Genomic DNA, 21,466 nt, shown 5'->3' with positions numbered 1-21,466 from the left:
AGCGCGCCCAGCGCGGTGGTCGCGGCGATCGCGCCGGCACCGACGCCGAGCCGGGTGATCTCCTTGTCATGCCTGCCCGACAGCGCGACGGTGGCCTCGACGACCGGCACCGGCGCGGTGTCGATCAGACCACGGCCGATGGTGTCGATCAGCGACCCGCCGCCGGCGGCGGCGATCGTCTCCCCCAGCCCCAGCGCGGCCACCCCGACCGCGGCCGCTCCGAGGCCGCCGCTCTTTCCGTTCGTCCGCACTACCCGAAACACCCGCTTCCGCCGCATCGCCTTCGATGTTCTCCCCCAGCATTGTCCACGAATCGACCGGCATGGCCAGGCCCGTTCTGCCGCAGGCCCGTGCGCGGCCCACCGGCGGCGGTATCGATCGGCACAGCCGCCGGTCGCCGATCCCGCGGGCCGGCCACTACAGCGATCAGACGTCGATCGATACCGCCGCCAGATCGCCGAGCTCCCGGCCAACGGCGGACGGCAGCCGGGCCGCGAGCTGTCCGCCGCCGAGCACGCCGACGCACAGGCGGTCGGCGAAGGTGTAGACGAGGAACGTGACGGCCGCCGACGGTCCGGCCGACGGGCGTGGGTGGGCGGAGAGATAGACGATCTCGTAGTCGGTGAGCGCCAGTTCCGGCGGGGTGCGGAAGCGCGGCACTCTGCCGGTGTTGGTCACCGCGATGTGCCCGGCCAGCGAATGAATCGCGGTGGGCCCGAAGAACTCAGGGAAGTGCAGCACCGACTGCTGCACGATGCCCTCGGCCAAGTCGTGGCGCAGCCGCGCCGAAATGCGCTGCGCCAGTTCGACGACGCCGGTCTCGGGCGTGATGTCGGCGGCGAACGCGGCCAGGCCCGCCATATTGGTGCCGTCGGCGGCGGCCACCGGCGGCGTCAGCCGCGCGCGCATGTCGACGGGATACACACAGCGCAGCGGCACGACATCGTGTGCGCGATCTCCGTCGCTGGAATCGGCTGCGTCCGCGGCGGTTTCGGCATACGCACGCAGCAGCGCGGCCGTGACCAGCCCGTTGACGGTGACACCGTGGCGACGGCTCAGTTCAATGATCCGCGCGGTCGCCTCCGGCCCGAGGGTCGTCCGCTCCGGCCGGGCCAGCGAAGCGGGGGCTGGAGTCACCGGATCGGGCGGCAGGATCGGCGCGTGCGGCAGCGGCCGGGACGCGGCTTCCAGGCCCGACACCGCCGACCGTGGCATGCCGTGCCGCGCGGCGTACCACTCCAGTGGGCGCGGAAAGTCGTGCGGCGCATCGTCGTTCGCCACGCCGGACAGTTCGTCGGTGTAGCGGTCCCACAGCCGGGCGAGCAGTGCCACGCAGTGGCCCGCGTCCGCGACGGCGTGGTGCGCGTACAGCGTCACGCGCGCGCGGGCGTCCTCGGTCACCACGTCGAGGTAGGCGAGCTGAACCGACGGATCGAGCGTCTCTTCGGGCAGCCGGACGGTCGCGGTGTCCCCGGCGCGGGCCCACGCCCCCACCGCCTCGCCGGCCGGGCGAAGCAGATGACCGGTCCCGGCGGCGTCCTCGCCGATGCGGCAGGCGAGGATCGGATGGGTGCGCAGCAGCGCGCCGAATGCGCTTCGCAACACGGCGATGTCGAGCTCTCCCTCGACCAGAACGGAGCGACCGGTGTAGGTCGCGTGCCGCACGAAACGCTGTTCGGACGGCGCGAGCACCCGCACCGTATCGTCCACTGTCCACCACACAAGCCCAGCGTGCGGCACCGCCGGGGTCCCGCGCAAACCGAACAGTAGGTAACACTGACAGGCATGAGTCTCGCCGCACATCTGGAAGACATCGGCGGCCCGTTGGTCGCCGCTCAGCGCGCGCACCCGACCGTGGCAGGCATCGCGGCGGGCGACCTGCCCGAGCCGGTGTTCCGGTCGTGGCTCGAACAGGATTACCTGTTCCTGCTCGACTACGTGCGGGTGTTCAGCAGGCTGGCCTGGCAGGCGCCCGCCGCGCATCTCGGCGACCTGGTCGACCTGGCGCACGCCACCTTCCACGACGAGCTCGCCCTGCACCGCTCGCTGGCCGCCGAGTTCGGCGCCGATCTCGACGGCGCGGTCAAGGGCGGGCCGTGCGCGGACTACACCGCCTTCCTGCTGGACTCGGCCGCGAACTACGGCGAAGGTCTGGCCGCGCTCTACCCGTGCATGTGGGGTTACGCAACGCTCGGCGCGCAACTGGCCGCCGACCCGCCCGCCGAGCCGCGATACCGGCGCTGGGTCGATACCTACGCCGACCCAGGCTTCGCCGCGCTGACCCGCCGCTGCGCCGAGATGCTCGACGAGTCCGGCGTCGATTCCGTGCGCGCCGAGCTCCTCTTCCGCGAAGGCATGCGCCATGAGCTGGCCTTCTGGGATGTTCCGCTCGGCTGACGGCCGACCGATGAATTCCGCGCGCCGCTCCGGTCTACCCAGAGGAACAGGTGCGCCGAATTCGAGGAGGACCGTCATGACCCGTCCGGCCGAAGCGACGAGGGAAGAATGGCTGAGCGCGCGCAAGCGACTGCTCGCCCAGGAGAAGGAGCTCACCCGCGGACTGGACGCGCTGGCCGCGGCGCGGCGCGAACTGCCGATGGTCCGTATCGACAAGGACTACGTCTTCGAGGGCGAGTCGGGTGAGGCTGGCCTGGCCGATCTGTTCGAGGGCAGGCGTCAGCTGATCGTCTATCACATGATGTGGCGCTGGGATCTCGACGCGGGCTGCCCGAGCTGCGCGATGTTGCTCGACAACGTGGGGCACCTGGCACATCTGCACGCGCAGGACACCACTTTCGCGTCCGTCTCGCGTGGTCCGTGGGAATCGTTGCGGCCCTATCGGGATCGGATGGGCTGGGCGTTCCCGATGTACTCCTCGTTCGGCGGCGACTTCAACTACGACTTCCACGCCACGCTGGACGAGTCGATCGCGCCCGTCGAGTACAACTACCTCGGCAAGGCCGAGCTGGAACGGAAGGGCCAGGCCTGGCACGCGGAGGGCGAGCAGCCGGGGACGAGCGTCTTCTGGCGCGATGACGACGACACGGTGTTCCACACCTATTCGTCCTACAGCCGCGGCGGCGACATCCTCATCGGCACGCACAACTACTTGGACCTGACCCCGCTCGGCAGGCAACGGCACGTGGGCGAGGCGATCCACCACGACCACTACGGGACAGACCGAACCCCTTGCCACTGAACGCGATTCGAGCGCCGCGCGGTCGAATCGAGCACCGCGGAAACACGACGACCCGCGACCGGCACACCGGTCGCGGGTCGTCGCGCGGGAAACTCAGACGCCGATGAGGTGCTGGGCCAGGTAGCCCTCGACCTTGTCCAACGCGATCCGCTCCTGCGCCATCGAATCGCGCTCGCGGATGGTGACCGCCTGGTCGTCCAGGGTGTCGAAGTCGACGGTGATGCAGAACGGGGTGCCGATCTCGTCCTGGCGACGGTAGCGGCGGCCGATCGCGCCCGCGTCGTCGAACTCCACGTTCCAGTGCTTGCGCAGTTGGGCGGCGAGGTCCTTCGCCTTCGGGGTCAGGTCGGCGTTGCGGGACAGCGGCAGCACGGCGGCCTTCACCGGCGCGAGCCTGCGGTCCAGACGCAGCACGGTGCGAACGTCGACGCCGCCCTTGGCGTTCGGCGCCTCGTCCTCGGCGTAGGCGTCCACCAGGAACGCCATCAGCGAACGGGTGAGACCGGCCGCGGGCTCGATGACGTACGGGATGTAGCGCTCGTTGGTGGCCTGGTCGTAGTAGCTGAGTTCGGTGCCGGAGTGCTCCGAATGCGTCTTGAGGTCGAAATCGGTGCGGTTGGCGACGCCCTCGAGCTCACCCCACTCGCTGCCCTGGAAGCGGAAGCGGTACTCGATGTCGACGGTGCGCGTCGAGTAGTGCGACAGCTTGTCCTTCGGGTGCTCGTAGAGCCGCAGGTTCTCCGGATCGATGCCGAGATTCGGTGTACCAGGCCATGCGGGTGTCGATCCAGTACTGGTGCCACTGCTCGTCCTCGCCCGGCTTGACGAAGAACTCCATCTCCATCTGCTCGAACTCGCGGGTGCGGAAGATGAAGTTGCCCGGCGTGATCTCGTTGCGGAAGCTTTGCCGATCTGGGCGATGCCGAACGGCGGCTTCTTGCGCGCGGTGGTCTCGACGTTCTTGTAGTTGACGAAGATGCCCTGCGCCGTCTCCGGGCGTAGGTAGTGCAGGCCCTCCTCGTCGTCCACCGGGCCGAGGAAGGTCTTGAGCAAGCCGGAGAAGTTGCGCGGCTCGGTCCACTGGCCCGGATCGCCGGTCTCGGGGTCTCGGATGTCGGCGAGGCCGTTGACGGGCGGGTGGCCGTGCTTCTCCTCGTAGGCCTCCAGCAGGTGGTCGGCCCGGTAGCGCTTGTGCGTGATGAGCGACTCGACCAGCGGGTCGGTGAAGGTCTCGACGTGGCCGGAGGCCTGCCAGACCTGGCGCGGCAGGATCACCGACGAGTCGAGGCCGACGACGTCCTCACGGCTGGTGACCATGGAACGCCACCACTGCCGCTTGATGTTCTCCTTCAGTTCGACGCCGAGCGGACCGTAGTCCCATGCCGACTTGGTGCCTCCGTAGATCTCACCGCACGGGTACACCAGACCCCGGCGCTTGGCGAGGTTGGCAACGGTGTCCACCTTCGACTTGGGTGCCACGCGAGATTTCTCCATCCACTGCGAGTCGGATTGCATTCACTGCATCGAATTTTTCTCGTCCGATGCGATCGATGTCCTCCAGCCTATCGGCATCGCGCAACCGGGTTTGCACCGCCAGCCACCTGTGTCGTATCGCGTGCGAGGCGCCCACTTGCCCCGGGCTTGCGCCACGGCGGCCACGGCCCCGGGACGCGCGCCCGTCGCGCGGGTGCGATCATGTTCCGACGGATTGCCGGGAATGCCCTGGCGCCAACGTTTTGCCGAGGACGGCCGGGGCGGGTCGGGCGCCGAGCCCCGAACGATTCGGCATGTAGCACTAGGGGTGGGCCCGTGGCCGATCTGCCACCGGATCTGTTCGATGCCGACTGGGCGCGCGAGGCCGAGCGCCGCGCGCTGCGCGATCATCGACGCGCGACCAGGGCGCGCAAGGCGCGCGAATCGACCCGGCCGAGCCGCGGCGCGCTGCTCTCGGCGCTCTCGTTCAGCGCCGCGGTGGCGCTGGTGCTGGCGGGCTTCACCCTCCTGGACGGGACCGCGCCGACCGTGAGCGCACCGGCGGCCAGTGCGACGAGTACCTCGACCGCGCCGCTGCGCACGCGCGCTGAGGTCGACCTGACCCGGCCGTTCGCCGACACGCCCGCCGCCATGTGGCGCGAGGGCGCGGGCGGCATCCAAGCGCCGCCCGCCCATCCCGTCGGCCCGTATTCCGCCGAACAGGTCGGGCAGTTCATGGAGCGCGTGCGCAGGCTGATCATCACCGCGCGATTGGATCGCACGGTGATCGAGACCCGCGATCCGCGCCCGGTGCTCGACCAGCTCGCGCCCGCGCTGGTCGCGAAACTCCGGCCGGATCTGGCGCCCGGCAAGGAGAAGGAGTCGTGGTACGTGGCCGAGCGGATCGCCGAGGGGGCTCGGCTGCTTCCGGTGCAACCGCGCGTCGCCGGGTGGATGACCCCGACCGTCGACGAGTACGGCGAGCTGGCGATCCGGACCAATTACCTGGTCGCCTACGCCTTCGACGTCCCCGATCCGAAGAAGATCGAGGGCCCGATGGACATCGTGGCGGTGGTGCGGCAGGAGATCGAGTACCGCTGGATCGATGATCCGAAGTACGCTGCCGACGCACGGGGCGTCTGGTTCGGCGAGGCGCGCGGTTTCAGCTACTCGGTCGACTGCGCGCAATCCGAACGGGGTTTCCTCGCGCCGGGCTACGACAACCCTCGGGAGACCGGCGCCACGGTCGCGCACACTCGCCGTAGCGAGGAGTACTTCGACCCGGCCATCCCGCTGCCGACCGAGGACGGTTGCCGGTGATCCACGTCCTGCCACGTGCCCGGCGCGCCGCGTTTGACATGCGCAACTATGCATATCAAAATGGGATCGCTTTCCATTAAGGAGTTGGTTCCGATGACCGCCGAGACGGCCGCCGCGCACTCGCATACCCCATATCACTCCCCCGGGCCCGCGCCGGTACCCCCGCGCACCGTCTTGGAGGACGCGGGTGAGCTGTTGCGCGCGCTCGCCGCACCCGTCCGCATCGCCATCGTGCTCCAGCTACGAGAATCGCCGCGCTGCGTGCACGAACTGGTGGACGCGCTCGGGGTGACCCAGCCGTTGGTGAGCCAGCATCTGCGCATCTTGAAGTCCGCGGGCGTCGTGCACGGCGAGCGGTCCGGCCGCGAGGTGCTCTACGAACTCGTCGACGACCACCTGGCGCACATCGTCGTCGACGCCGTCGCGCACGCCGAGGAAGGGTGATCCGTGCAGGAGAAGACGTTGGATCCACAGAAGCCGGTCGGAGTACGCAGCACGCGCCAGCGCAGTGCGATCGCCGCGCTGCTCGGTGATATCGACGAGTTCCGCTCCGCACAGGAACTGCACGACGAACTACGCAAGCGCGGTGAGGGCATCGGGCTCACCACGGTCTATCGCACCCTGCAGTCGCTGGCCGACGCGGGCTTCGTCGACGTGCTGCGCACCGACTCCGGCGAGTCGGTCTACCGGCAGTGCTCCACCGGCCACCATCACCATCTGGTCTGCAGGCGCTGCGGCAGCACCGTCGAGGTCGAAGGCCCGACGGTGGAGGCGTGGGCCGAGGCGATCGCGAGCGAACACGGCTTCACCGAGGTGAGCCACACCATCGAGGTCTTCGGCACCTGCCGGATTTGCGCCGAGACCCCCTGCGACTGACCGATTCACGACCGAAGGCCACCCGCCCCCGATCCCCGGGAAGCGGGTGGCCTTCGGTCGTGCCGGATCAGGCCGCAGGCACGGGTTCGGCCGTCGGCGCGGCCTCCCGCTCGGCGTCGGCGCCGCGCCCGCGCAGCGCGGCCACACCGAGCAGCGCGAGCGCCGCCGCGGCCCAGACCGCCAGTACCACAAGCGGTTTCGCGGCTCCGGCGCCGTCGAAGAAGGCAACCGAGCGGAGCAGCGATGCCGCCGCGCCTGGGGGCAGCAGCTGACCGATCGCGCCCCAAGGCTGCGGCAGCAGTTCCGGCGCGGAGGTGGCGGCCGAGAACGGATTGCCGACGAGCAGCATGGTCAGCGCCGCCACACCGATGCCTGCCGGACCGATGACCGCGGCCAGCCCGGCGACGGTGCCCGCGACCGTAAAGGACACCAGCCCGGCGACGGCGGCCAGGGTGAGGTAGCTGCCCGGCAGCACCGACAGCCAGCCTTGGACGATCGCCATGCTCAGCAGTCCGCCGAACAGACCGAAGCCGACGAGTCCGGCCACCTTCGCACCCGGCGTCGGAACCAGCAGGGAGAGCAGGACGCCCGCCGCGATGCCCGCCATCACCAGCGGCAGCACCATCGCGCCGAAGGCGGCCCCGCGCGGGTCGTCCGGATCGGCTGCGACCACGTCTTCGACCGCCGCAGCGGGCGCGCCGGACAGCTGCTGGGCGATGCCGGTGAGCTGCTGGGCCACCGCCGGGCTCGCGCCGGAGGCGACGAGCACGGTCGGCGCTCCCCCTCCGGTGACGATCGCGCCGTAGACCTCGCGGTTCTCGATGGCGGCACGCGCGGCCGCGGCGTCGGACGCGGTGGTGATCTCGAAGGCGTCGGGGTCGTGCCGGCCAAGCCGTTCGGCGACGACGGCGGCTTGCGGCCCGGCGACGGCGATGGGCAGGTCACGCGGGGCGATATTGGCCGCGGGCCATGCGAAGGCGATCAGCATCAACGCCTGGAGGAGAGCCGCGCCGAGGCCGAGGGCGACCGCTCGCTGCATGGGTTTCATGACGTTCTCCCAATAAATCGAATGCTCGTTCTCTTTCGATGTCACCACCGTCGCACGGGCGGATCAGGTTGTCAAGAACGGATATTCGTTTTACTTTGGGCTCATGCCACGAGTCAGCGAAGAACACCTGGAACGCCGCAGACAGCAGATCCTCGACGCCGCGCGGCTGTGCTTCGCTCGCAAGGGTTTCTTCGAGACTTCGATGCAGGACGTGTTCACCGAATCGGGGCTCTCGGCCGGTGCGGTCTACCGCTACTTCAAGAGCAAGAACGAGATCATCGCGGCGCTGGCCACCCAGACCACCGTCGACCTGCGCAGGGCGATGGCCGAGGCGGTGCGCTCCGACCCGCTGCCGACGCCCGCGGAGTTGGTGCGCGGCATCGCCGAAGAAGTCGTGCGCCGCAGCGGGCCCGACGGCCCGGTCCGTTTGGCGCCGCAGGCGTGGGCGCTGGCGCTGGTGCACGATGGAGCGGCCCAGCCGGTGCGGGAAACCATGTACGCGATGCGCGACCTCTGGCGCGACTATGCCGTGCGCATGCGCGAGAAGGGCTGGCTACCGCCCGACGCCGACACCGACGCCGTGGCCAAGGCGATCATCGGCTTCCTGCCCGGGTTCATCCTGCAGCACCTGATCCTGGGCGACCTCGACCCCGAGACCCTGGCCCGCGGCGTCGACCTGCTCATCCCGACGAGCAAGCCCGCCGCCCGCTGAGGCGAACGTCCGCGCTCGCCGGGACCGATCAGGGCAGCAAGCCCTGACGCGCCCGGCCCGCGCCGGAGAGGACGAGCAGCAGCATCGTGGTGAGCGCCTGGTCGTCAAGCCCCGCGGCCGGGAAGGTGTAGCGCATGATGACGTCGGCGAGCTTGCCGTGACCGATCACGGTGAGCAAGCCGAACTGTAAGTTGTTGTTGCGCTCCGCGACTCGCTTGTGCAGCTGCGGTTTCAGCGGGCGGTCCCATGCCAGCACGCAGGTCATGGACACCACGTCGAGGCCGGGCGCGAGATTCACCGCGCGCAACGAGCACAGCGCGCCCTCGTACTCGAAGCCGAGCGAACCATCCGAGTCGACGCGCACGTCGACGTCGTACTGGGAAAGGCAGGCACCCGCCCGCGCTTGGAGCTCCTGGTCGGGGGTGACCGCTGCGTCCATCTTCGTGCCGCCGTTCACTTCGTGCCGCCGAAGCGGCGGTCACGCGAAGCGTACTGGAGGCAGGCCTCCCACAGGTTGCGCCTGTCGAAATCGGGAAACAGGGTGTCCTGGTAGACGTATTCGGCGTAGGCCGACTGCCAGATGAGGAAGTTCGAGCTGCGGAATTCGCCCGACGGACGCAGGAACAGATCGACGTCGGGCATGTCCGGCTCGTCGAGGAACCGCGCGACGGTCGCCTCGGTGACCTTCTCGGGATCGATCTCGCCCGCCGCCACCCGCCGCGCGATTTCCCGTGCCGCGTCGGCGATTTCGGCGCGACCGCCGTAGTTGACGCACATGGTCAGCGTCATCACGGTGTTGTCCTCGGTCAGCTTCTCGGCGATCTCCAGTTCGTTGATCACGCTGCGCCACAGGCGCGGTCGCCGTCCGGCCCAGCGCACCCGCACACCCATCTCGTGCATCTCGTCACGGCGGCGGCGGATCACGTCGCGGTTGAAGCCCATCAGGAAGCGCACCTCGTCCGGGCTGCGCCGCCAGTTCTCGGTGGAGAACGCGTAGGCCGAGAGCCACTTCACGCCGATCTCGATGCAGCCTTCGACGGTGTCCATCAGCACCGCCTCGCCGCGCTCGTGCCCCGCGGTGCGCGGCAGCCCGCGCTCCTGGGCCCACCGGCCGTTGCCGTCCATGACCAGCGCCACGTGGTTGGGCACCAGTTCCGGCGGCAGCTGCGGCGGCCGCGCGCCCGAGGGATGCGGCGACGGCGGGCGGACGGTGCGGCCCGCGCCGCTCGACCTGGTCGCGGTGGAGGAGTCTCGACGGAGGATCACGGCCTCCATCCTGCCTGATCGGGCTCGCGGGGTGAGACGACCTCCGCGGATCGCCCCGGCGAACAGGCGGTCAGGCCGTCGGCGTGACCGCGATCAGGCCCCCGACCGGCGCGAAGTCTCAGCCGGCGTGGCCCGCGGGCGCCGGCGTCCTGGTGCGCTCGACCAGGGGCAACGTCCGCAGCTGACGTTCCAGATGCCATTGCAGGTGGGCGGCGACCAGTCCGCTGGCCTGGCGGCGGACCGAATCGGGCACCGTCTCGATGTAGTCCCACTCCCCCTTCAGCAGGGCGACGAGCAGATCCAGGACGCCCGGCGCCGGGGTGGCCGAGCCCGGCGGACGGCAGTGCACGCACACCGCGCCACCCGCCGCCACGTGGAAGGCGCGGTGCGGGCCGGGGGTCGCGCACTTGGCGCATTCGTCCAGCGCGGGCGCCCACCCCGCGAAACCCATGGCGCGCAACAGGAATGCGTCCAGGATCAGTTCGTGCGGGCGCTGCTTGGCCGCGATGGCTCGCAGCGCGCTCGCGGTCAGCGAGTGCAGCCGCGGCGCGGGCGCGCGCTCCTCGCCCGCGAGGCGTTCGGCGGTCTCCAGCACCGCGCATGCGGTGGTGTAGCGGCCGTAGTCGTCGATGATGTCGGCGGCGAAGGATTCGACGGTGTGCACCTGGGTGACGGTGTCCAGCGTGCGGCCGGGGTGCAGTTGCACGTCGATGTAGGAGAACGGCTCCAACCGGGCGCCGAACCGGGACTTCGTCCGCCGCACCCCCTTGGCCACCGCCCTGACCAGCCCGTTCCTGCGCGTCAGCAGCGTGACGATACGGTCCGCCTCACCCAGCTTGTGCTGGCGCACCACGACCGCCTCATCCCGATACAAACGCACACGGTCATCCTCCCACGAACCGGCGACAGGCCGCGGTCGCCTCGCGCGTGCGAGGTATCCGCCCTGGCTCCGGCAATGCGCCGTCTACCGGCGGACTCAACCGGCTGTGCGCCTACGTACGCAGCAGGCCCGCGACCATCAGCAGCAGCGATTGCTCCGCCTGCGCTCGCGCGGCGTCCCCGTCGGCGGCGTGCGCGACGATCAGCCCCGCCTCGGCCACGGCGCTGAGCAGCAGCCGGGCCAGGATCTCGACGGGCGCGTCGGCGATCAGCTCGGCGGCGCGTGCGCGTTCGAGTTCGGTGATGATCAAGCCGAGCCCGTGCCTGGCCTCGAAGGCGCGCCATTCCTCCCAGCCGAGCACGGCCGGCGCGTCGTAGAGCGCGATTCGGATCATCTCCGGGCGCTGGCAGATGTCGAGGAAGGCGTTCAGGCCGACAGCCATCGAGGCGAGGATGTCGCCGGGATCGACGGCGGCGATGGCCGTTCGGATCTCCGCGGTGATGTCCGACTCGAGCTGTTCCAGCACCGCGAGGAACAGCCCGCGCTTGTCGCCGTAGTGGTGGTGCAGAGCGCCGCGGGTGACGCCCGCCTCGGTCACCAGCTGCTCGGCGGAGGTGCCCGCGAAGCCGCGCTCGGCGAACAGGCGCCGCCCCGCGTCTTCCAGGGCGGCCCTTGTCGTACGGGAACGGTCCTCCTGGCTACGGCGTGGCATGCAGCCGAGTGAACTCCAGAATCCGCTGCGCGAGCAACTCGGGCTGGTCCTCGGGCAGGAAGGTGTAGGCGTCGTCGATCAGCTCCAGCGTCGCGTCGGGAAACTCGCGAGCGAGCCGCTCGGCGTAGGCGACGGGGAACAGCTTGTCCTCGCGCGCCCAGACCACGAGCACCGGGAGGCGGACCGTGCCGAACCGGGTCGCGGCGTCCAGCGTGTAGCGGCGGTGCGCGGATTTCAGGAAGCGCCGCAAGTCTTTTCGGATGGCGCCGGACCGGCGGCTCGGCAGCAGGTACGAGTCGACGTACTCGTCGGGCACCGGCCGCTTGCTCACCCAGCCGAACGCCAGCGGCAGCCGGTGCAACGCGCGCAGGCGCAGCGTCTCGGCGAGTGGGCGGATCGATCCCGGTACGCGAGCGAGCAACGGCAGCAGCGTGAACGGCTGCGGCAGGAATTTCTCGTGGCTGTCGACCGAGGCGAGCACAACGCGGCCGATGCGGTCGGTGTTGCGCGCCAGCAGAACCTGGGTGATCGCGCCGCCGGTGTCGTTGGCGACCAGGGTGACGTCGGTCAGGTCGAGTCGCTCCAGGAAGGCGGCGATCAGGTCCGCGACCCCGGTCGGCGTCAGGTCCGCGTCCGGCACCGGGATCGAGTGCGAGCCGAGCGGCCAGTCCGGCGTCAGGCAGCGGTACCCCGCGGCGGCGATGGCGGGCACCACCGCGCGCCAGAGATCGGCGTTGACGAGCAGGCCGTGCACGAAGACGACCGGGGCGCCGGTCCCCGTCTCGTGGTAGCGGATGCGGCCGCCGGGCAGGGCTATCTCGTGCGCGGGACCGAGTGCGGGGCTGATTCCCATGGCTTCCTCCAGATGTCGGGCGTCCTGGTCATCTTTACATACATACCGTATGTATGTCTAGAGTCCGGGGCGTAGTTCGGCCGCTCAGGCATAACGAACGGTCGTCGGAAAACCTGGTGTCGATGCACTTCGGCGCAGTTTGGCCATAACCCATGTGGACGGTCGTCCAGGACAGCGCTACCGTTCACACCGGACGATCCAAGAGAGGGAGATCACATGACCGTGCCGAACCCGGCGCTCAGGCCGGCGGCCGAACCGGACCCCGCGGACGGCGCGCTGCCCGCGGGCGATCACGGCCTCGCCGGGCTGGCCGACGCGCTCGCGGCGGGCACGATCAGCTCCACCGCGGCGGTCACGGCGGCGCTCGACCGGATCGAGGCGAGCCAGCCGACGCTCAACGCCTTCCGTGTGGTCCGCAGGGACCGGGCGCTGACCGAAGCCGCCGAGGCCGACCGGCGACTGGCCGCGGGCGAGCGCCTGCCGCTGCTCGGCGTGCCGATCGCCGTCAAGGACGACACCGACATCGCGGGCGAGCCGACGGCCTTCGGCTGCGGCGGCGACTTCGCGCCGAAAACCGAAGACGCCGAGTCGGTTCGGCGGCTCCGCGCGGCAGGCGCGGTGATCGTCGGCAAGACCAACACCTGCGAGCTCGGACAGCTGCCGTTCACCAGCGGCGCTGCCTTCGGTCACACCCGCAATCCGTGGCACCGTGAGCACACCCCTGGCGGCTCCTCCGGCGGCTCCTCGGCCGCCGTGGCCGCCGGATTGGTACCCGCCGCATTGGGTTCCGACGGTGCGGGCTCGGTCCGGATCCCGGCCGCGTGGACCAATCTCGTCGGCATCAAGCCGCAGCGCGGACGCATCTCCACCTGGCCGGAAGCCGAAGCGTTCCAAGGCCTCACGGTGAACGGGCCGCTGGCTCGCACCGTCGCGGACGCGGCGCTGCTGCTGGACGCGGCGGCCGGCCCGCACCCCGGCGACCGGCACACTCCCGAGCCGATCCGCGTCTCAGATGCCGTCGGGCGCGACCCGGGCCGCCTGAAGATCGCGCTCTCCCTGCGTATTCCGTTCACCGCGACCAAGACGACGCTGCACCCCGAGGTCAGGGCAGCGGTACGCGGGATCGCCTCGACGCTGCGCAAGCTCGGGCACTCGGTGACCGTCGCCGACCTGCACTACGGATTGCTCATGGGCGCCTCGTTCCTGCCGCGGTCCATGGCGGGCATCCGCGCCGTGCACGACCGGATGCCCGGCGCCGAGGTCGACCCGCGCACCCGCGCCAACGTTCGCTTCGGCCGGGTGCTCGGCGGACCCGCGCTCTTCGCCGCGCGCCAGGCGGAACCGTTGTTGCACAAGCGCATCGGCACCTTCTTCAACGATTACGACTTGGTGCTCGCGCCCACCACCGCCACTCCCCCGCCGCGCGCCGAGGAGATCGACGGCATCGGCGTGAACGCCACCAACAACCTCATCACCGCCGCCTGCCCGTACACCTGGCCGTGGAACGTGCTCGGCTGGCCGAGCGTGAACGTCCCCGCCGGTTTCACCGACGCGGGCCTGCCGGTCGGCGCCCAGCTTATGGGCGCCGCTTCGTCCGAATCGCTGCTGGTTTCCGTTGCGGCGCAACTGGAATCCGAGCTGCACTGGGAGCGGCACCGCCCGCGACCGTGGTGGTGAGTCAGCGCCGCGGCGGCGACCAGTCCTCCACCGCGCTCTTCGTGCCCGAGGGACAGCCGTCCCCGTCGCCGGCGCGCGGCGACATCACCAGGCACTGCTGCGGGCCCGGCTGACCGACGCCCGCGGTGACCAGCACCGCGATCGACGAGCCGTCGGCGACCCGGCTGGTCGAGAAGCCCAGTGTGCCGGTGACGCCCCGGTAGTTGGACTCGCGCAGCTGGATCGCGATGGCGGTGCGGTTCAGCGAGCCGTCGGTCTGCTGCGGCCTGGTTCGCACCGCGTCCAGGAACAGCCCGACCACGTCGTAGGCCAGTCCGGTCCGGTCGCCGGGCCAGGAGGGCTGGTAGTCGGCCATCTGCGGATAGGCGCGCAAGTCCCCGATCAGGGCCGCCAGTTCGGCGCACAGCTGCTGGTAGTCCAAGGAGACCTGCTCGTCGCCGAGTTCGCCGTTGCCGCGGACGCATTCGGCGCCGCCGAGCATCACCGGCGCCGCCTTGGCGACATAGCGCACCGACAGATTGGCTGGCAGCGCCGCCATCGCCTTCTGATCGGTGATCAGCCGGGTCACCGTGTCGTTGCCGAGGATGGCGGGCGCCTCCCCGGTCAGGCAGCCGCGGCTGACCGATTTGGCGAAGGTCGCGAAATCGTCGTTGCGGCCCGCGAAGAACAGCAACGTGCCGCGGTCGAAACCCGGTGTCTCGCACGGGGCGGGAAAGCGATTCAGCTCGTGCTGCGCGGCCCATTCCATGCGGCGGTACGGCACGCCGCGACCGTCGAGTTCGGCGCGCAGATCCGCGACCAGGGTCTCGACGTAGATGTCGTTGTCGGTCTTCGGGTGGTAGATGGTGACCTGGTTGTAGCGCGGCTGCCCCGCCCGCGGCGAGCCCGCTGGATAGCGAGCGCCCTGCACGTAGTCCGCGACCAGCTCGGCCTGCGTCCGGTTGCTCGGCGCCGCTTGGAAGTAGAGCGGCGACGCCTTCTCCAAGCCGTCGGCCGAGAGCGTCGTCGCGACGACCGGCACGCCGAGTTCGCCGAGTCGTCCTATGGCGCTGCGTGTTTCGGCGTTGCTGCGATCCATGCCGACCACGCCGAGAATGCTCGGCTCGTCGGCGAGCAGACCGCGCAGCTGGTGTTCCACCACCCAGGTCGCGTGCCGCATATCGGAGCCGCCGTTGGCGACGACGACGCGCAGCAGCGGTTCCGACTCGTCGGAGGCCAGCAGCGCGCGGCGCTGCTGCACCGCGAGTCCGGCGAGCTCTTCGACCTGCGCGTGCGGGTATCGCGTATTGGTGTCGACGTAGCTGAGCCCGGAGAAGTAGATCAGCGTGACGACCGGGCGGCGCGGGTTGCCGCGGCGCGCGTCGGCGGCGGCGACGTTGAGCCGGAATACTTCTCGCTGCATCGCCGACAGCTCGGGATCGTCGGTGAAGACCTGATCGGCGTTGTCGCTGTAACCGACGCACTCGCCGTCGCGCTGCTGCACCGAGATGCCCGCGGTCCACGGCCAGTGCGCGCACGCTGCGCCGCGCAGCGGCGGAATGTAGACCAGCGCGACGGCCACCAGCAGCGCGACCGGAATCAGCACGCATATCGCGACGAACCACTTGCGGGCGGCCAGCGGCGGCGCGGGCGGCACCGCGAGGTGCGCCAGGCTCGGGTCGCGGACGCGGCCGTTCAGCGGATCGGGCAGCCGCACCCGCAACGGCAGGACCCACGCGTCGCGCGCCCGATTGGTGCGCATGTTGTCGATATCGCGCAGCCAGCGTTGCAGCGGGTCCGGCTGCTGCCCCGAATACGGGCGGTCGACCAGGCTTTCGAGGGTGGCGAGATGCTGGAGGTCGCCGATCCCGGCCAGCTCGTCCGTCGAGGATTCGGCGGCTTCGCCGTTCAGGCCGGGGTCGTAGTCGAGGCAGGCGAGCACCACGAGGGGATCGAAATGTCCTGTCTCGTTGCGGATGTCGTTGATCCAGCCGATCAGGCGCTTCGCGGCGCCGTCGCGCTCGACAGCGCCGAGCAACGCCACGGGGTACGCGGTGCGCCGCCAGCTCGACGGCCGCCACAGTCGTTGGCGATAGGCGTCGCGCAGGTCCTCGAGGAAGGCGTGCACCAGCAGCTTGGCGACCTGCTCCTCGTTCTCGTCGCCGCGCCGCGACGCGGTCAGCCGGGTCGCGAAACCCAGGAAACTGTCGGAGTATTCGGGCGCCAGGTAGCGCTGGTGCATGAACCAGCGGGTGACCTTGGACATGCCGGGGATGCGTCCGCTGATCCACAGCCACAGCCGCAGCACCGGCCACAATGCGAGCACACCGAACACCAGCCGGGAGATGGTGTCGCCGCTGACGCCCTCCGCCGTGTCGGAGCGGTCGGCGGGGGAACCGCTGCGCAGCAGGCGCGGCAGCCGCGACCGCAGCTCCACCGTGGCCTCGGTCTCGTCGCTCGTGACGCGCTGACGCGTCAGCCAATCGGCGGTGCGGTAGCGCGGGAACTTGATCGGTCCCATCGCCGTGTCGTCGGTGGAGAAGCCCTCGACCAGCCGCTGCACGATGGGCAGGCAGTGGCCCTGGATCTCCTCGCCCGTCGCGTTCGGATCGGGCGTCAGCGCGTCGGGCGGCAGGTCGGCCGCCTGCAGATCAACCCGCGCCCGCGGCGTCGCCCGCCTGCCACCGGATTCGCCGAGCCAGCGGTAGATCTCGACGAGTAACGCACCGCCCGCGCCCGCGCCGACCAGACCGACGATCGGGCGCGGCAACGGACGCCTGCGCCGCAGCAGCGTGCGGAATACGCGCGGCTTCGCGTCGGGCACCTCCAGCGCGCGGAGCAGCTCCAGCAGTTTGGGGACATCGTTGGCGGTATCGGGCAATTCGACGGCCTCCCCCGTGCGAAGCGTGGCTGCGACGCACAGCCGGGCGTCATCGGGGACTGTACCGGTACAAATCCGGCTCAGACGCCTTGTTCGCTCGAGTTCGCGGCCCGCGAACGGGCCGATCGATCAAAAGCCCAGCTTGCCAAGCTGTTTCGGATCGCGCTGCCAATCCTTGGCGACCTTGACGTGCAAATGCAGATAGATCCGCACACCGAGAATGTGCTCGATCTGCTTGCGCGCGTTGGTGCCGACCTCCTTGAGGCGGCTGCCGGCCCTGCCGATGACGATGGCCTTCTGACTGGGGCGTTCGACGTAGAGCAGCGCGTGCACGTCGAGCATCTCCTCGTTCTCCTCGCGCGGGAGAACCTCCTCGATCACCACGGCCAGCGAGTGCGGCAGCTCGTCGCGCACGCCCTCCAGCGCGGCCTCGCGGATGAGCTCGGCCATGAGGGTTTCCTCTGGCTCGTCGGTGAGCTCGCCGTCGGGGTAGAAGGCCGGGCCCTCAGGCATTTTCGAGGCGATGACATCGACGAGCACCTCGACCTGCTCACCCTTGACCGCCGACACCGGCACCACCTCGGCCTCGGGGCCGAGCAGTTCGGAGACGGCGAGCAGCTGCGCGGCGATCTGCTCGCGGCTCACCTTGTCGATCTTGGTGACCACGCCGAGCACGGTGGTCTTCGGCGCCATCTGCTTGACCTGCTGCACGATCCAGCGATCGCCCGGGCCGATCTTCTCGTCGGCCGGAATGCAGATCGCGATGACGTCGACCTCCGAATACGTGTCGCGCACCAGATCGTTGAGGCGCTGTCCGAGCAGGGTCCGCGGGCGGTGCAGGCCCGGCGTGTCGACCAGGATCAGCTGCGCGTGGTCGCGGTGCACGATGCCGCGGATGGTGTGGCGGGTGGTCTGCGGCCGCGAGGAGGTGATGGCGATCTTCGCGCCGACCAGCGCGTTGGTCAGCGTCGACTTACCGGTGTTCGGCCTGCCGACGAAACAGACGAAACCGGAGCGGAATTCGGCGGAACCGGAGTTGTCAGCCACCCTGCACCTCGGTGCCCGCCGCGTCGTCGACGATGTCGAAAACCGCGCCCGCGCGGTCGGTGAAGATGATCCGCGCCGCGCCCGCCACCTCGCGCACCGCGGCGACCCCGGCGTCGGAGAACCGGCCGCCGACCACCACGGCTGCCTCGAAACCCTCCGCGCCGCTGGAGATCGCGGCCGCGACGGCGGCCTGCAACGCGGTGAGCCGCAGCGCCTGCAAGTCCACCTCACCCGCCGCGTAGGTGCGGCCGTCGGTGTCGCGGATCGCCGCGCCTGCCGCCCCGCCGGTGCGGCCCATCGCGCCGCGCGCCAGGGTCAGCAGCTTGGTGTCCTCGGCGTCCAGTTCAGTCATCGATTGCTCCGTCCTCGTCCTCGTTGTCTTTGCGCTTGCCGCCGTTGGATTTTGCGCCGTCGGCAAGCACGGCGCCCGCTTTCCCGGATTTCTCCGGCGCCTTGCGCACCAAGACCGTGTTGATCCGCATCCGGCCGCGCTGATCCGGACCGCCCTCGGCGCGCAGCACCAGCCCGTGCACCACGATCTTCGATCCGGGCAAAGGCACCCTGCCGAGCTCGTGGGCGAGCAGACCGCCGACCGTGTCCACGTCCTCGTCCTCGATGTCCATGCCGTACAGCTCGCCGAGATCCTCCACCGACAGCCGGGCCGATACCCGGAAGCGGCCCTCGCCGAGCTCCTCCACCGGCGGGGTCTCGCCGATGTCGTATTCGTCGGCGATCTCGCCGACGATTTCCTCGAGCACGTCCTCGATGGTCACCAGGCCCGCGATGCCGCCGTATTCGTCGACGAGCAGCGCCATGTGATTGCGGCGGCGCTGCATCTCGTCGAGCAGCTTGTCCAGCGGCTTGGAGTCGGGCATGAACACGGCAGGACGCATCACGTCGTGCACCCGCACCTTGCGGCTCCGATCGGCGTACGGGACCAGATCTTTCAGGTAGACGACGCCGAGAATGTCATCGACGTTCTCGCCGACCACCGGAATGCGCGAATGGCCGCTGCGCACCGCGAGCGACATGGCCTGCGCGGCCGACTTGTCCGCCTCGATCCACACCATCTCGGTGCGCGGCACCATCACCGCGCGTGCCGCGGTGTCGCCGAGCTCGAACACCGACTGGATCATGCGGCGCTCGTCATCGGCCACCACGCCGCGCTCGCCCGCCATCTCGACCACCTCGCGCAGCTCGATCTCCGAGGCGAAGGGACCGTTGCGGAACCCCCTACCCGGGGTGATGGCGTTACCGATGAGAATGAGCAGCCTGCTCACGGGGCCGAGCAGCGCGCCGATGAACTGCAACGGCAGCGCGGCGGCCAAGGCGAGCGAGTAGGCGTGCTGGCGGCCGAGGGTGCGCGGGCCGACACCGATCACCACGTAGTCGACGAGCACCATCACCGCGGCGGTGAGCAGCAGCGCCCAGTTGTCGTCCCAGATCTCGATGAGCGCCGCGGCAAGCAGCACCGTCGCGCCGATCTCGCACAGCACGCGCAGCAGCACCATCAGGTTCACGTAGCGTGCGCGGTCGGCGACGATGCGGCTCAATCGCGCCGCGCCGGGGCGATCGGCACGCACCATGTCGCCGAGACGCGCCGGGGAGATCGTGTTCAGCGCGGCGTCCACACCGGCGAACAGGCCACCCGCGGGCACGAGCAGGACGGCCAGCAGGATCAGGGTCAACGAGCTCACGCCGGGCCCAGCGCGTCACCGGGTCCGGTGAAGCCCGCTTTGCCGAGCAGGCGGGCGTCGCGCTCGGCGAGTTCGGCGCGTCGCCTGGCCTCGCGCAGGCTCTCGTACCACTCCTCGAGCAGCCGGGCCTGCAGGGCGAACATCTCCTTCTCCTCCTCCGGCTCCGCGTGGTCGTAGCCGAGCAGGTGCAGCACGCCGTGCACGGTGAGCAACGCGAGCTCGTGCTCCAGCGAATGCCCCGCCTTGCGCGCCTGCGCCGCCGCGAACTCCGGGCACAGCACGATGTCGCCGAGCATGGAGGGACCCGGCTCGGGGCTGTCCGGCCTGCCGCCCGGCTCGAGCTCGTCCATCGGGAAGGACATCACGTCGGTGGGGCCGGGCAGGTCCATCCAGCGCATGTGCAGGTCGGCCATGGTGTCGAGATCGACGAGCACCATCGACAGCTCGGCCGCCGGATGCACATCCATCCGGCCGATCACGAACCGCGCAACACTGACCAGGTCTTCTTCGGGTACGTCGATACCCGACTCGTTGGCGATCTCGATGCTCACTCTGAACAGCGTATTAGACGCAGTCGGACGCCGTCCGCCCGCAGCCCCGCGCCGGGCCGAGCGAAAGCGAGGCAACCGTATTCCGGACAGACCACCGGCCGCCGACGAGACGTCGGCGGCCGGTGGATTCGCCGCGGGTGGCGCGGTCCGAGCGGGTACGTCTAGCGCCGGTCGCGGCCTGCGGCGCGGCGCTGGGCGCGGTTGCCCGGGTAGTGCGGAGGACCGACCTGGGGCCGGGTTGCTTCCCAGCGGTCGTAGGCGTCGACGATGTCCGAGACCAGCCGGTGGCGGACGACGTCGCTACTGGTGAGCTCCGCGAAGTGGATGTCCTCGATCTCGGTGAGGATCTCCGCCGCGGCGCGCAGGCCGGAGCGAGCGCCGGTGGGCAGGTCGACCTGGGTGATGTCGCCGGTGACCACGATCTTGGAGCCGAAGCCGAGACGCGTCAGGAACATCTTCATCTGCTCGGCCGTGGTGTTCTGCGCCTCGTCGAGAATGATGAAGGAGTCGTTGAGCGTCCGGCCGCGCATGTACGCCAGCGGCGCGACCTCGATGACGCCCGCGGCCATCAGCTTCGGGATCGCCTCCGGGTCCATCATGTCGTGTAGCGCGTCGTACAGCGGACGCAGATACGGGTCGATCTTCTCGTTGAGCGTGCCGGGCAGGAAGCCGAGCCGCTCGCCCGCCTCGACGGCGGGACGGGTGAGGATGATCCGGTTGACCTGCTTGGTCTGCAGCGCCTGCACGGCCTTGGCCATGGCCAGGTAGGTCTTGCCGGTGCCCGCGGGTCCGATGCCGAACACGATGGTGTTGGCGTCGATCGCGTCGACGTAGCGCTTCTGGTTCAGCGTCTTGGGACGGATGGTCTTGCCGCGCCGGGACAGGATGTCCAGGCTCAACACTTCCGCCGGGGAGTCGGAGGAGCCTTCGGTCAGCATCGACACCGTGTGCCGCACCGCCTCCGGCGTCACCACCCTGTTGCGGCCGGTCAGCGCGATGAGCTGTTCGATGACCCGCTCGGCGAGGGCGACGTCGGCCGCCTTGCCGGTGAGGGTCACGGAATTGCCGCGGACGTGAATGTCCGCGTCGAGCAGTTGCTCGAGCTCACGCAGATTCTGGTCGGCCGAACCGAGGAAGGGGAACACGGATTCGGGAGCGAGTTCGATGCTGGAGCGCACGGTGCGTGCCGCGGGGCCCGAGCCGTTGTCGCGGGTGCCAATGCCTGCTGTGGGGTTGGTCGGGTCGCCGATCTCGCCTTGTGTTCGCAAAAGTGGTTACAGCCTGCTTTCCGGTCT

21 protein-coding genes and 1 pseudogene are annotated in these 21,466 nt (G+C 70.0%); 7 read left to right on the top strand and 15 right to left on the bottom strand.

What is annotated here, in order from left to right; all coding sequences use genetic code 11:
• Both NX1_RS28695 and NX1_RS28690 read right to left on the bottom strand, forming a co-directional pair.
• The coding region (locus NX1_RS28695; RefSeq protein ID WP_218024193.1) for a hypothetical protein at positions 1 to 251 on the bottom strand (251 nt) is incomplete at its 3' end.
• Positions 252 to 426: 175 nt separating this feature from the next.
• Positions 427 to 1,710 (bottom strand): phthiocerol/phthiodiolone dimycocerosyl transferase family protein, encoded by a 1,284-nt coding sequence (locus NX1_RS28690; protein ID WP_245668719.1) that lies wholly within the window; start codon positions 1,708 to 1,710, stop codon positions 427 to 429.
• 75 nt (positions 1,711 to 1,785) lie between these two features.
• Between NX1_RS28690 and NX1_RS28685 the strand changes: the two genes are divergently transcribed.
• Positions 1,786 to 2,397 (top strand): TenA family protein, encoded by a 612-nt coding sequence (locus NX1_RS28685; protein ID WP_068066025.1) that lies wholly within the window; start codon positions 1,786 to 1,788, stop codon positions 2,395 to 2,397.
• A 76-nt stretch (positions 2,398 to 2,473) separates the two neighbouring features.
• Entirely contained in the window at positions 2,474 to 3,199 is a 726-nt protein-coding gene (locus NX1_RS28680; protein ID WP_068066022.1) for a DUF899 domain-containing protein, read from the top strand.
• 93 nt (positions 3,200 to 3,292) lie between these two features.
• Here the strand turns inward: NX1_RS28680 and NX1_RS28675 are convergent.
• A pseudogene (locus NX1_RS28675) lies at positions 3,293 to 4,693 on the bottom strand (glycine--tRNA ligase).
• Positions 4,694 to 5,008: 315 nt separating this feature from the next.
• Between NX1_RS28675 and NX1_RS28670 the strand changes: the two are divergent.
• From NX1_RS28670 to NX1_RS28660, 3 genes are all read left to right on the top strand, one after another.
• Positions 5,009 to 5,992: a hypothetical protein gene (locus NX1_RS28670; protein ID WP_068066019.1), complete on the top strand. Its 984-nt coding sequence runs from the start codon at positions 5,009 to 5,011 to the stop codon at positions 5,990 to 5,992.
• A gap of 93 nt (positions 5,993 to 6,085) precedes the next feature.
• Positions 6,086 to 6,436, top strand: a complete 351-nt coding sequence (locus NX1_RS28665; RefSeq protein WP_068066016.1) for an ArsR/SmtB family transcription factor — start codon at positions 6,086 to 6,088, stop codon at positions 6,434 to 6,436.
• Positions 6,437 to 6,439: 3 nt separating this feature from the next.
• The gene (locus tag NX1_RS28660; RefSeq protein WP_068066013.1) at positions 6,440 to 6,868 is read left to right on the top strand and encodes a Fur family transcriptional regulator; all 429 of its coding nucleotides are present in this window, start codon (positions 6,440 to 6,442) and stop codon (positions 6,866 to 6,868) included.
• A 67-nt stretch (positions 6,869 to 6,935) separates the two neighbouring features.
• Here the strand turns inward: NX1_RS28660 and NX1_RS28655 are convergent, their stop codons facing one another.
• Positions 6,936 to 7,916: a hypothetical protein gene (locus tag NX1_RS28655; protein WP_068066009.1), complete on the bottom strand. Its 981-nt coding sequence runs from the start codon at positions 7,914 to 7,916 to the stop codon at positions 6,936 to 6,938.
• Positions 7,917 to 8,019: 103 nt separating this feature from the next.
• On the opposite strand from NX1_RS28655, the gene NX1_RS28650 reads away from it, so the two are divergent.
• Positions 8,020 to 8,628: a TetR/AcrR family transcriptional regulator gene (locus NX1_RS28650; protein ID WP_068066007.1), complete on the top strand. Its 609-nt coding sequence runs from the start codon at positions 8,020 to 8,022 to the stop codon at positions 8,626 to 8,628.
• Between the two features lie 28 nt (positions 8,629 to 8,656).
• Here NX1_RS28650 and NX1_RS28645 read toward each other — a convergent pair whose 3' ends face one another.
• The 5 genes from NX1_RS28645 to NX1_RS28625 form a co-directional block, all read right to left on the bottom strand.
• Entirely contained in the window at positions 8,657 to 9,067 is a 411-nt protein-coding gene (locus tag NX1_RS28645; RefSeq protein WP_068066056.1) for a hypothetical protein, read from the bottom strand.
• A gap of 14 nt (positions 9,068 to 9,081) precedes the next feature.
• Positions 9,082 to 9,903: an isoprenyl transferase gene (locus NX1_RS28640; RefSeq protein ID WP_174555536.1), complete on the bottom strand. Its 822-nt coding sequence runs from the start codon at positions 9,901 to 9,903 to the stop codon at positions 9,082 to 9,084.
• Positions 9,904 to 10,012: 109 nt separating this feature from the next.
• Positions 10,013 to 10,774, bottom strand: coding sequence for a DNA repair protein RecO (gene recO, locus NX1_RS28635; protein WP_068066004.1), 762 nt, complete (start codon positions 10,772 to 10,774; stop codon positions 10,013 to 10,015).
• Positions 10,775 to 10,886: 112 nt separating this feature from the next.
• On the bottom strand, positions 10,887 to 11,486 hold the full coding sequence (locus NX1_RS28630) for a TetR/AcrR family transcriptional regulator (RefSeq protein ID WP_068065996.1): 600 nt from the start codon (positions 11,484 to 11,486) through the stop codon (positions 10,887 to 10,889).
• Positions 11,473 to 12,339 carry an alpha/beta fold hydrolase gene (locus NX1_RS28625; protein ID WP_068065992.1) on the bottom strand — a complete coding sequence of 289 codons (867 nt, stop codon included), beginning with the start codon at positions 12,337 to 12,339 and terminating at the stop codon, positions 11,473 to 11,475. Before NX1_RS28625 ends, NX1_RS28630 begins: the two co-directional genes overlap by 14 nt.
• Before the next feature lie 216 nt (positions 12,340 to 12,555).
• Here NX1_RS28625 and NX1_RS28620 point away from each other — a divergent pair, with 216 nt between their 5' ends.
• Complete coding sequence (locus NX1_RS28620) at positions 12,556 to 14,016, top strand: amidase (protein ID WP_084501825.1); 1,461 nt, start codon at positions 12,556 to 12,558, stop codon at positions 14,014 to 14,016.
• 1 nt (position 14,017) lies between these two features.
• Here the strand turns inward: NX1_RS28620 and NX1_RS28615 are convergent, their stop codons facing one another.
• The 6 genes from NX1_RS28615 to NX1_RS28590 form a co-directional block, all read right to left on the bottom strand.
• A complete protein-coding gene (locus tag NX1_RS28615) occupies positions 14,018 to 16,876 on the bottom strand; it encodes a type 1 periplasmic-binding domain-containing protein (protein WP_068065989.1) in 2,859 nt (952 codons plus the stop codon).
• Positions 16,877 to 17,005: 129 nt separating this feature from the next.
• On the bottom strand, positions 17,006 to 17,923 hold the full coding sequence (gene era, locus NX1_RS28610) for a GTPase Era (protein ID WP_068065987.1): 918 nt from the start codon (positions 17,921 to 17,923) through the stop codon (positions 17,006 to 17,008).
• Positions 17,916 to 18,275 carry a cytidine deaminase-like protein gene (locus tag NX1_RS28605; protein ID WP_068065985.1) on the bottom strand — a complete coding sequence of 120 codons (360 nt, stop codon included), beginning with the start codon at positions 18,273 to 18,275 and terminating at the stop codon, positions 17,916 to 17,918. The genes era and NX1_RS28605 overlap by 8 nt, the downstream gene beginning before the upstream one ends.
• Complete coding sequence (locus tag NX1_RS28600) at positions 18,268 to 19,620, bottom strand: hemolysin family protein (protein ID WP_068065982.1); 1,353 nt, start codon at positions 19,618 to 19,620, stop codon at positions 18,268 to 18,270. Before NX1_RS28600 ends, NX1_RS28605 begins: the two co-directional genes overlap by 8 nt.
• Complete coding sequence (gene ybeY, locus NX1_RS28595) at positions 19,617 to 20,171, bottom strand: rRNA maturation RNase YbeY (protein ID WP_068065979.1); 555 nt, start codon at positions 20,169 to 20,171, stop codon at positions 19,617 to 19,619. Before ybeY ends, NX1_RS28600 begins: the two co-directional genes overlap by 4 nt.
• Before the next feature lie 161 nt (positions 20,172 to 20,332).
• Entirely contained in the window at positions 20,333 to 21,391 is a 1,059-nt protein-coding gene (locus NX1_RS28590) for a PhoH family protein (RefSeq protein ID WP_068066041.1), read from the bottom strand.
• Positions 21,392 to 21,466: the final 75 nt, after the last annotated feature.

This window comes from Nocardia xishanensis NBRC 101358 (genome assembly GCF_001613365.1).
Taxonomy (GTDB): Bacteria; Actinomycetota; Actinomycetes; order Mycobacteriales; family Mycobacteriaceae; genus Nocardia; species Nocardia xishanensis.
This window is presented reverse-complemented; position numbering and strand designations above follow the sequence as displayed.

Coding starts and splice junctions, on each gene's coding strand:
- NX1_RS28685 (WP_068066025.1), top strand. CDS start 1,786: ATGAGTCTCGCCGCACATCTGGAAGACATCGGCGGCCCGTTGGTCGCC.
- NX1_RS28680 (WP_068066022.1), top strand. CDS start 2,474: ATGACCCGTCCGGCCGAAGCGACGAGGGAAGAATGGCTGAGCGCGCGC.
- NX1_RS28665 (WP_068066016.1), top strand. CDS start 6,086: ATGACCGCCGAGACGGCCGCCGCGCACTCGCATACCCCATATCACTCC.
- NX1_RS28655 (WP_068066009.1), bottom strand. CDS start 7,916: ATGAAACCCATGCAGCGAGCGGTCGCCCTCGGCCTCGGCGCGGCTCTC.
- NX1_RS28650 (WP_068066007.1), top strand. CDS start 8,020: ATGCCACGAGTCAGCGAAGAACACCTGGAACGCCGCAGACAGCAGATC.
- NX1_RS28645 (WP_068066056.1), bottom strand. CDS start 9,067: ATGGACGCAGCGGTCACCCCCGACCAGGAGCTCCAAGCGCGGGCGGGT.
- NX1_RS28640 (WP_174555536.1), bottom strand. CDS start 9,903: ATGGAGGCCGTGATCCTCCGTCGAGACTCCTCCACCGCGACCAGGTCG.
- NX1_RS28630 (WP_068065996.1), bottom strand. CDS start 11,486: ATGCCACGCCGTAGCCAGGAGGACCGTTCCCGTACGACAAGGGCCGCC.
- NX1_RS28625 (WP_068065992.1), bottom strand. CDS start 12,339: ATGGGAATCAGCCCCGCACTCGGTCCCGCGCACGAGATAGCCCTGCCC.
- NX1_RS28620 (WP_084501825.1), top strand. CDS start 12,556: ATGACCGTGCCGAACCCGGCGCTCAGGCCGGCGGCCGAACCGGACCCC.
- NX1_RS28605 (WP_068065985.1), bottom strand. CDS start 18,275: ATGACTGAACTGGACGCCGAGGACACCAAGCTGCTGACCCTGGCGCGC.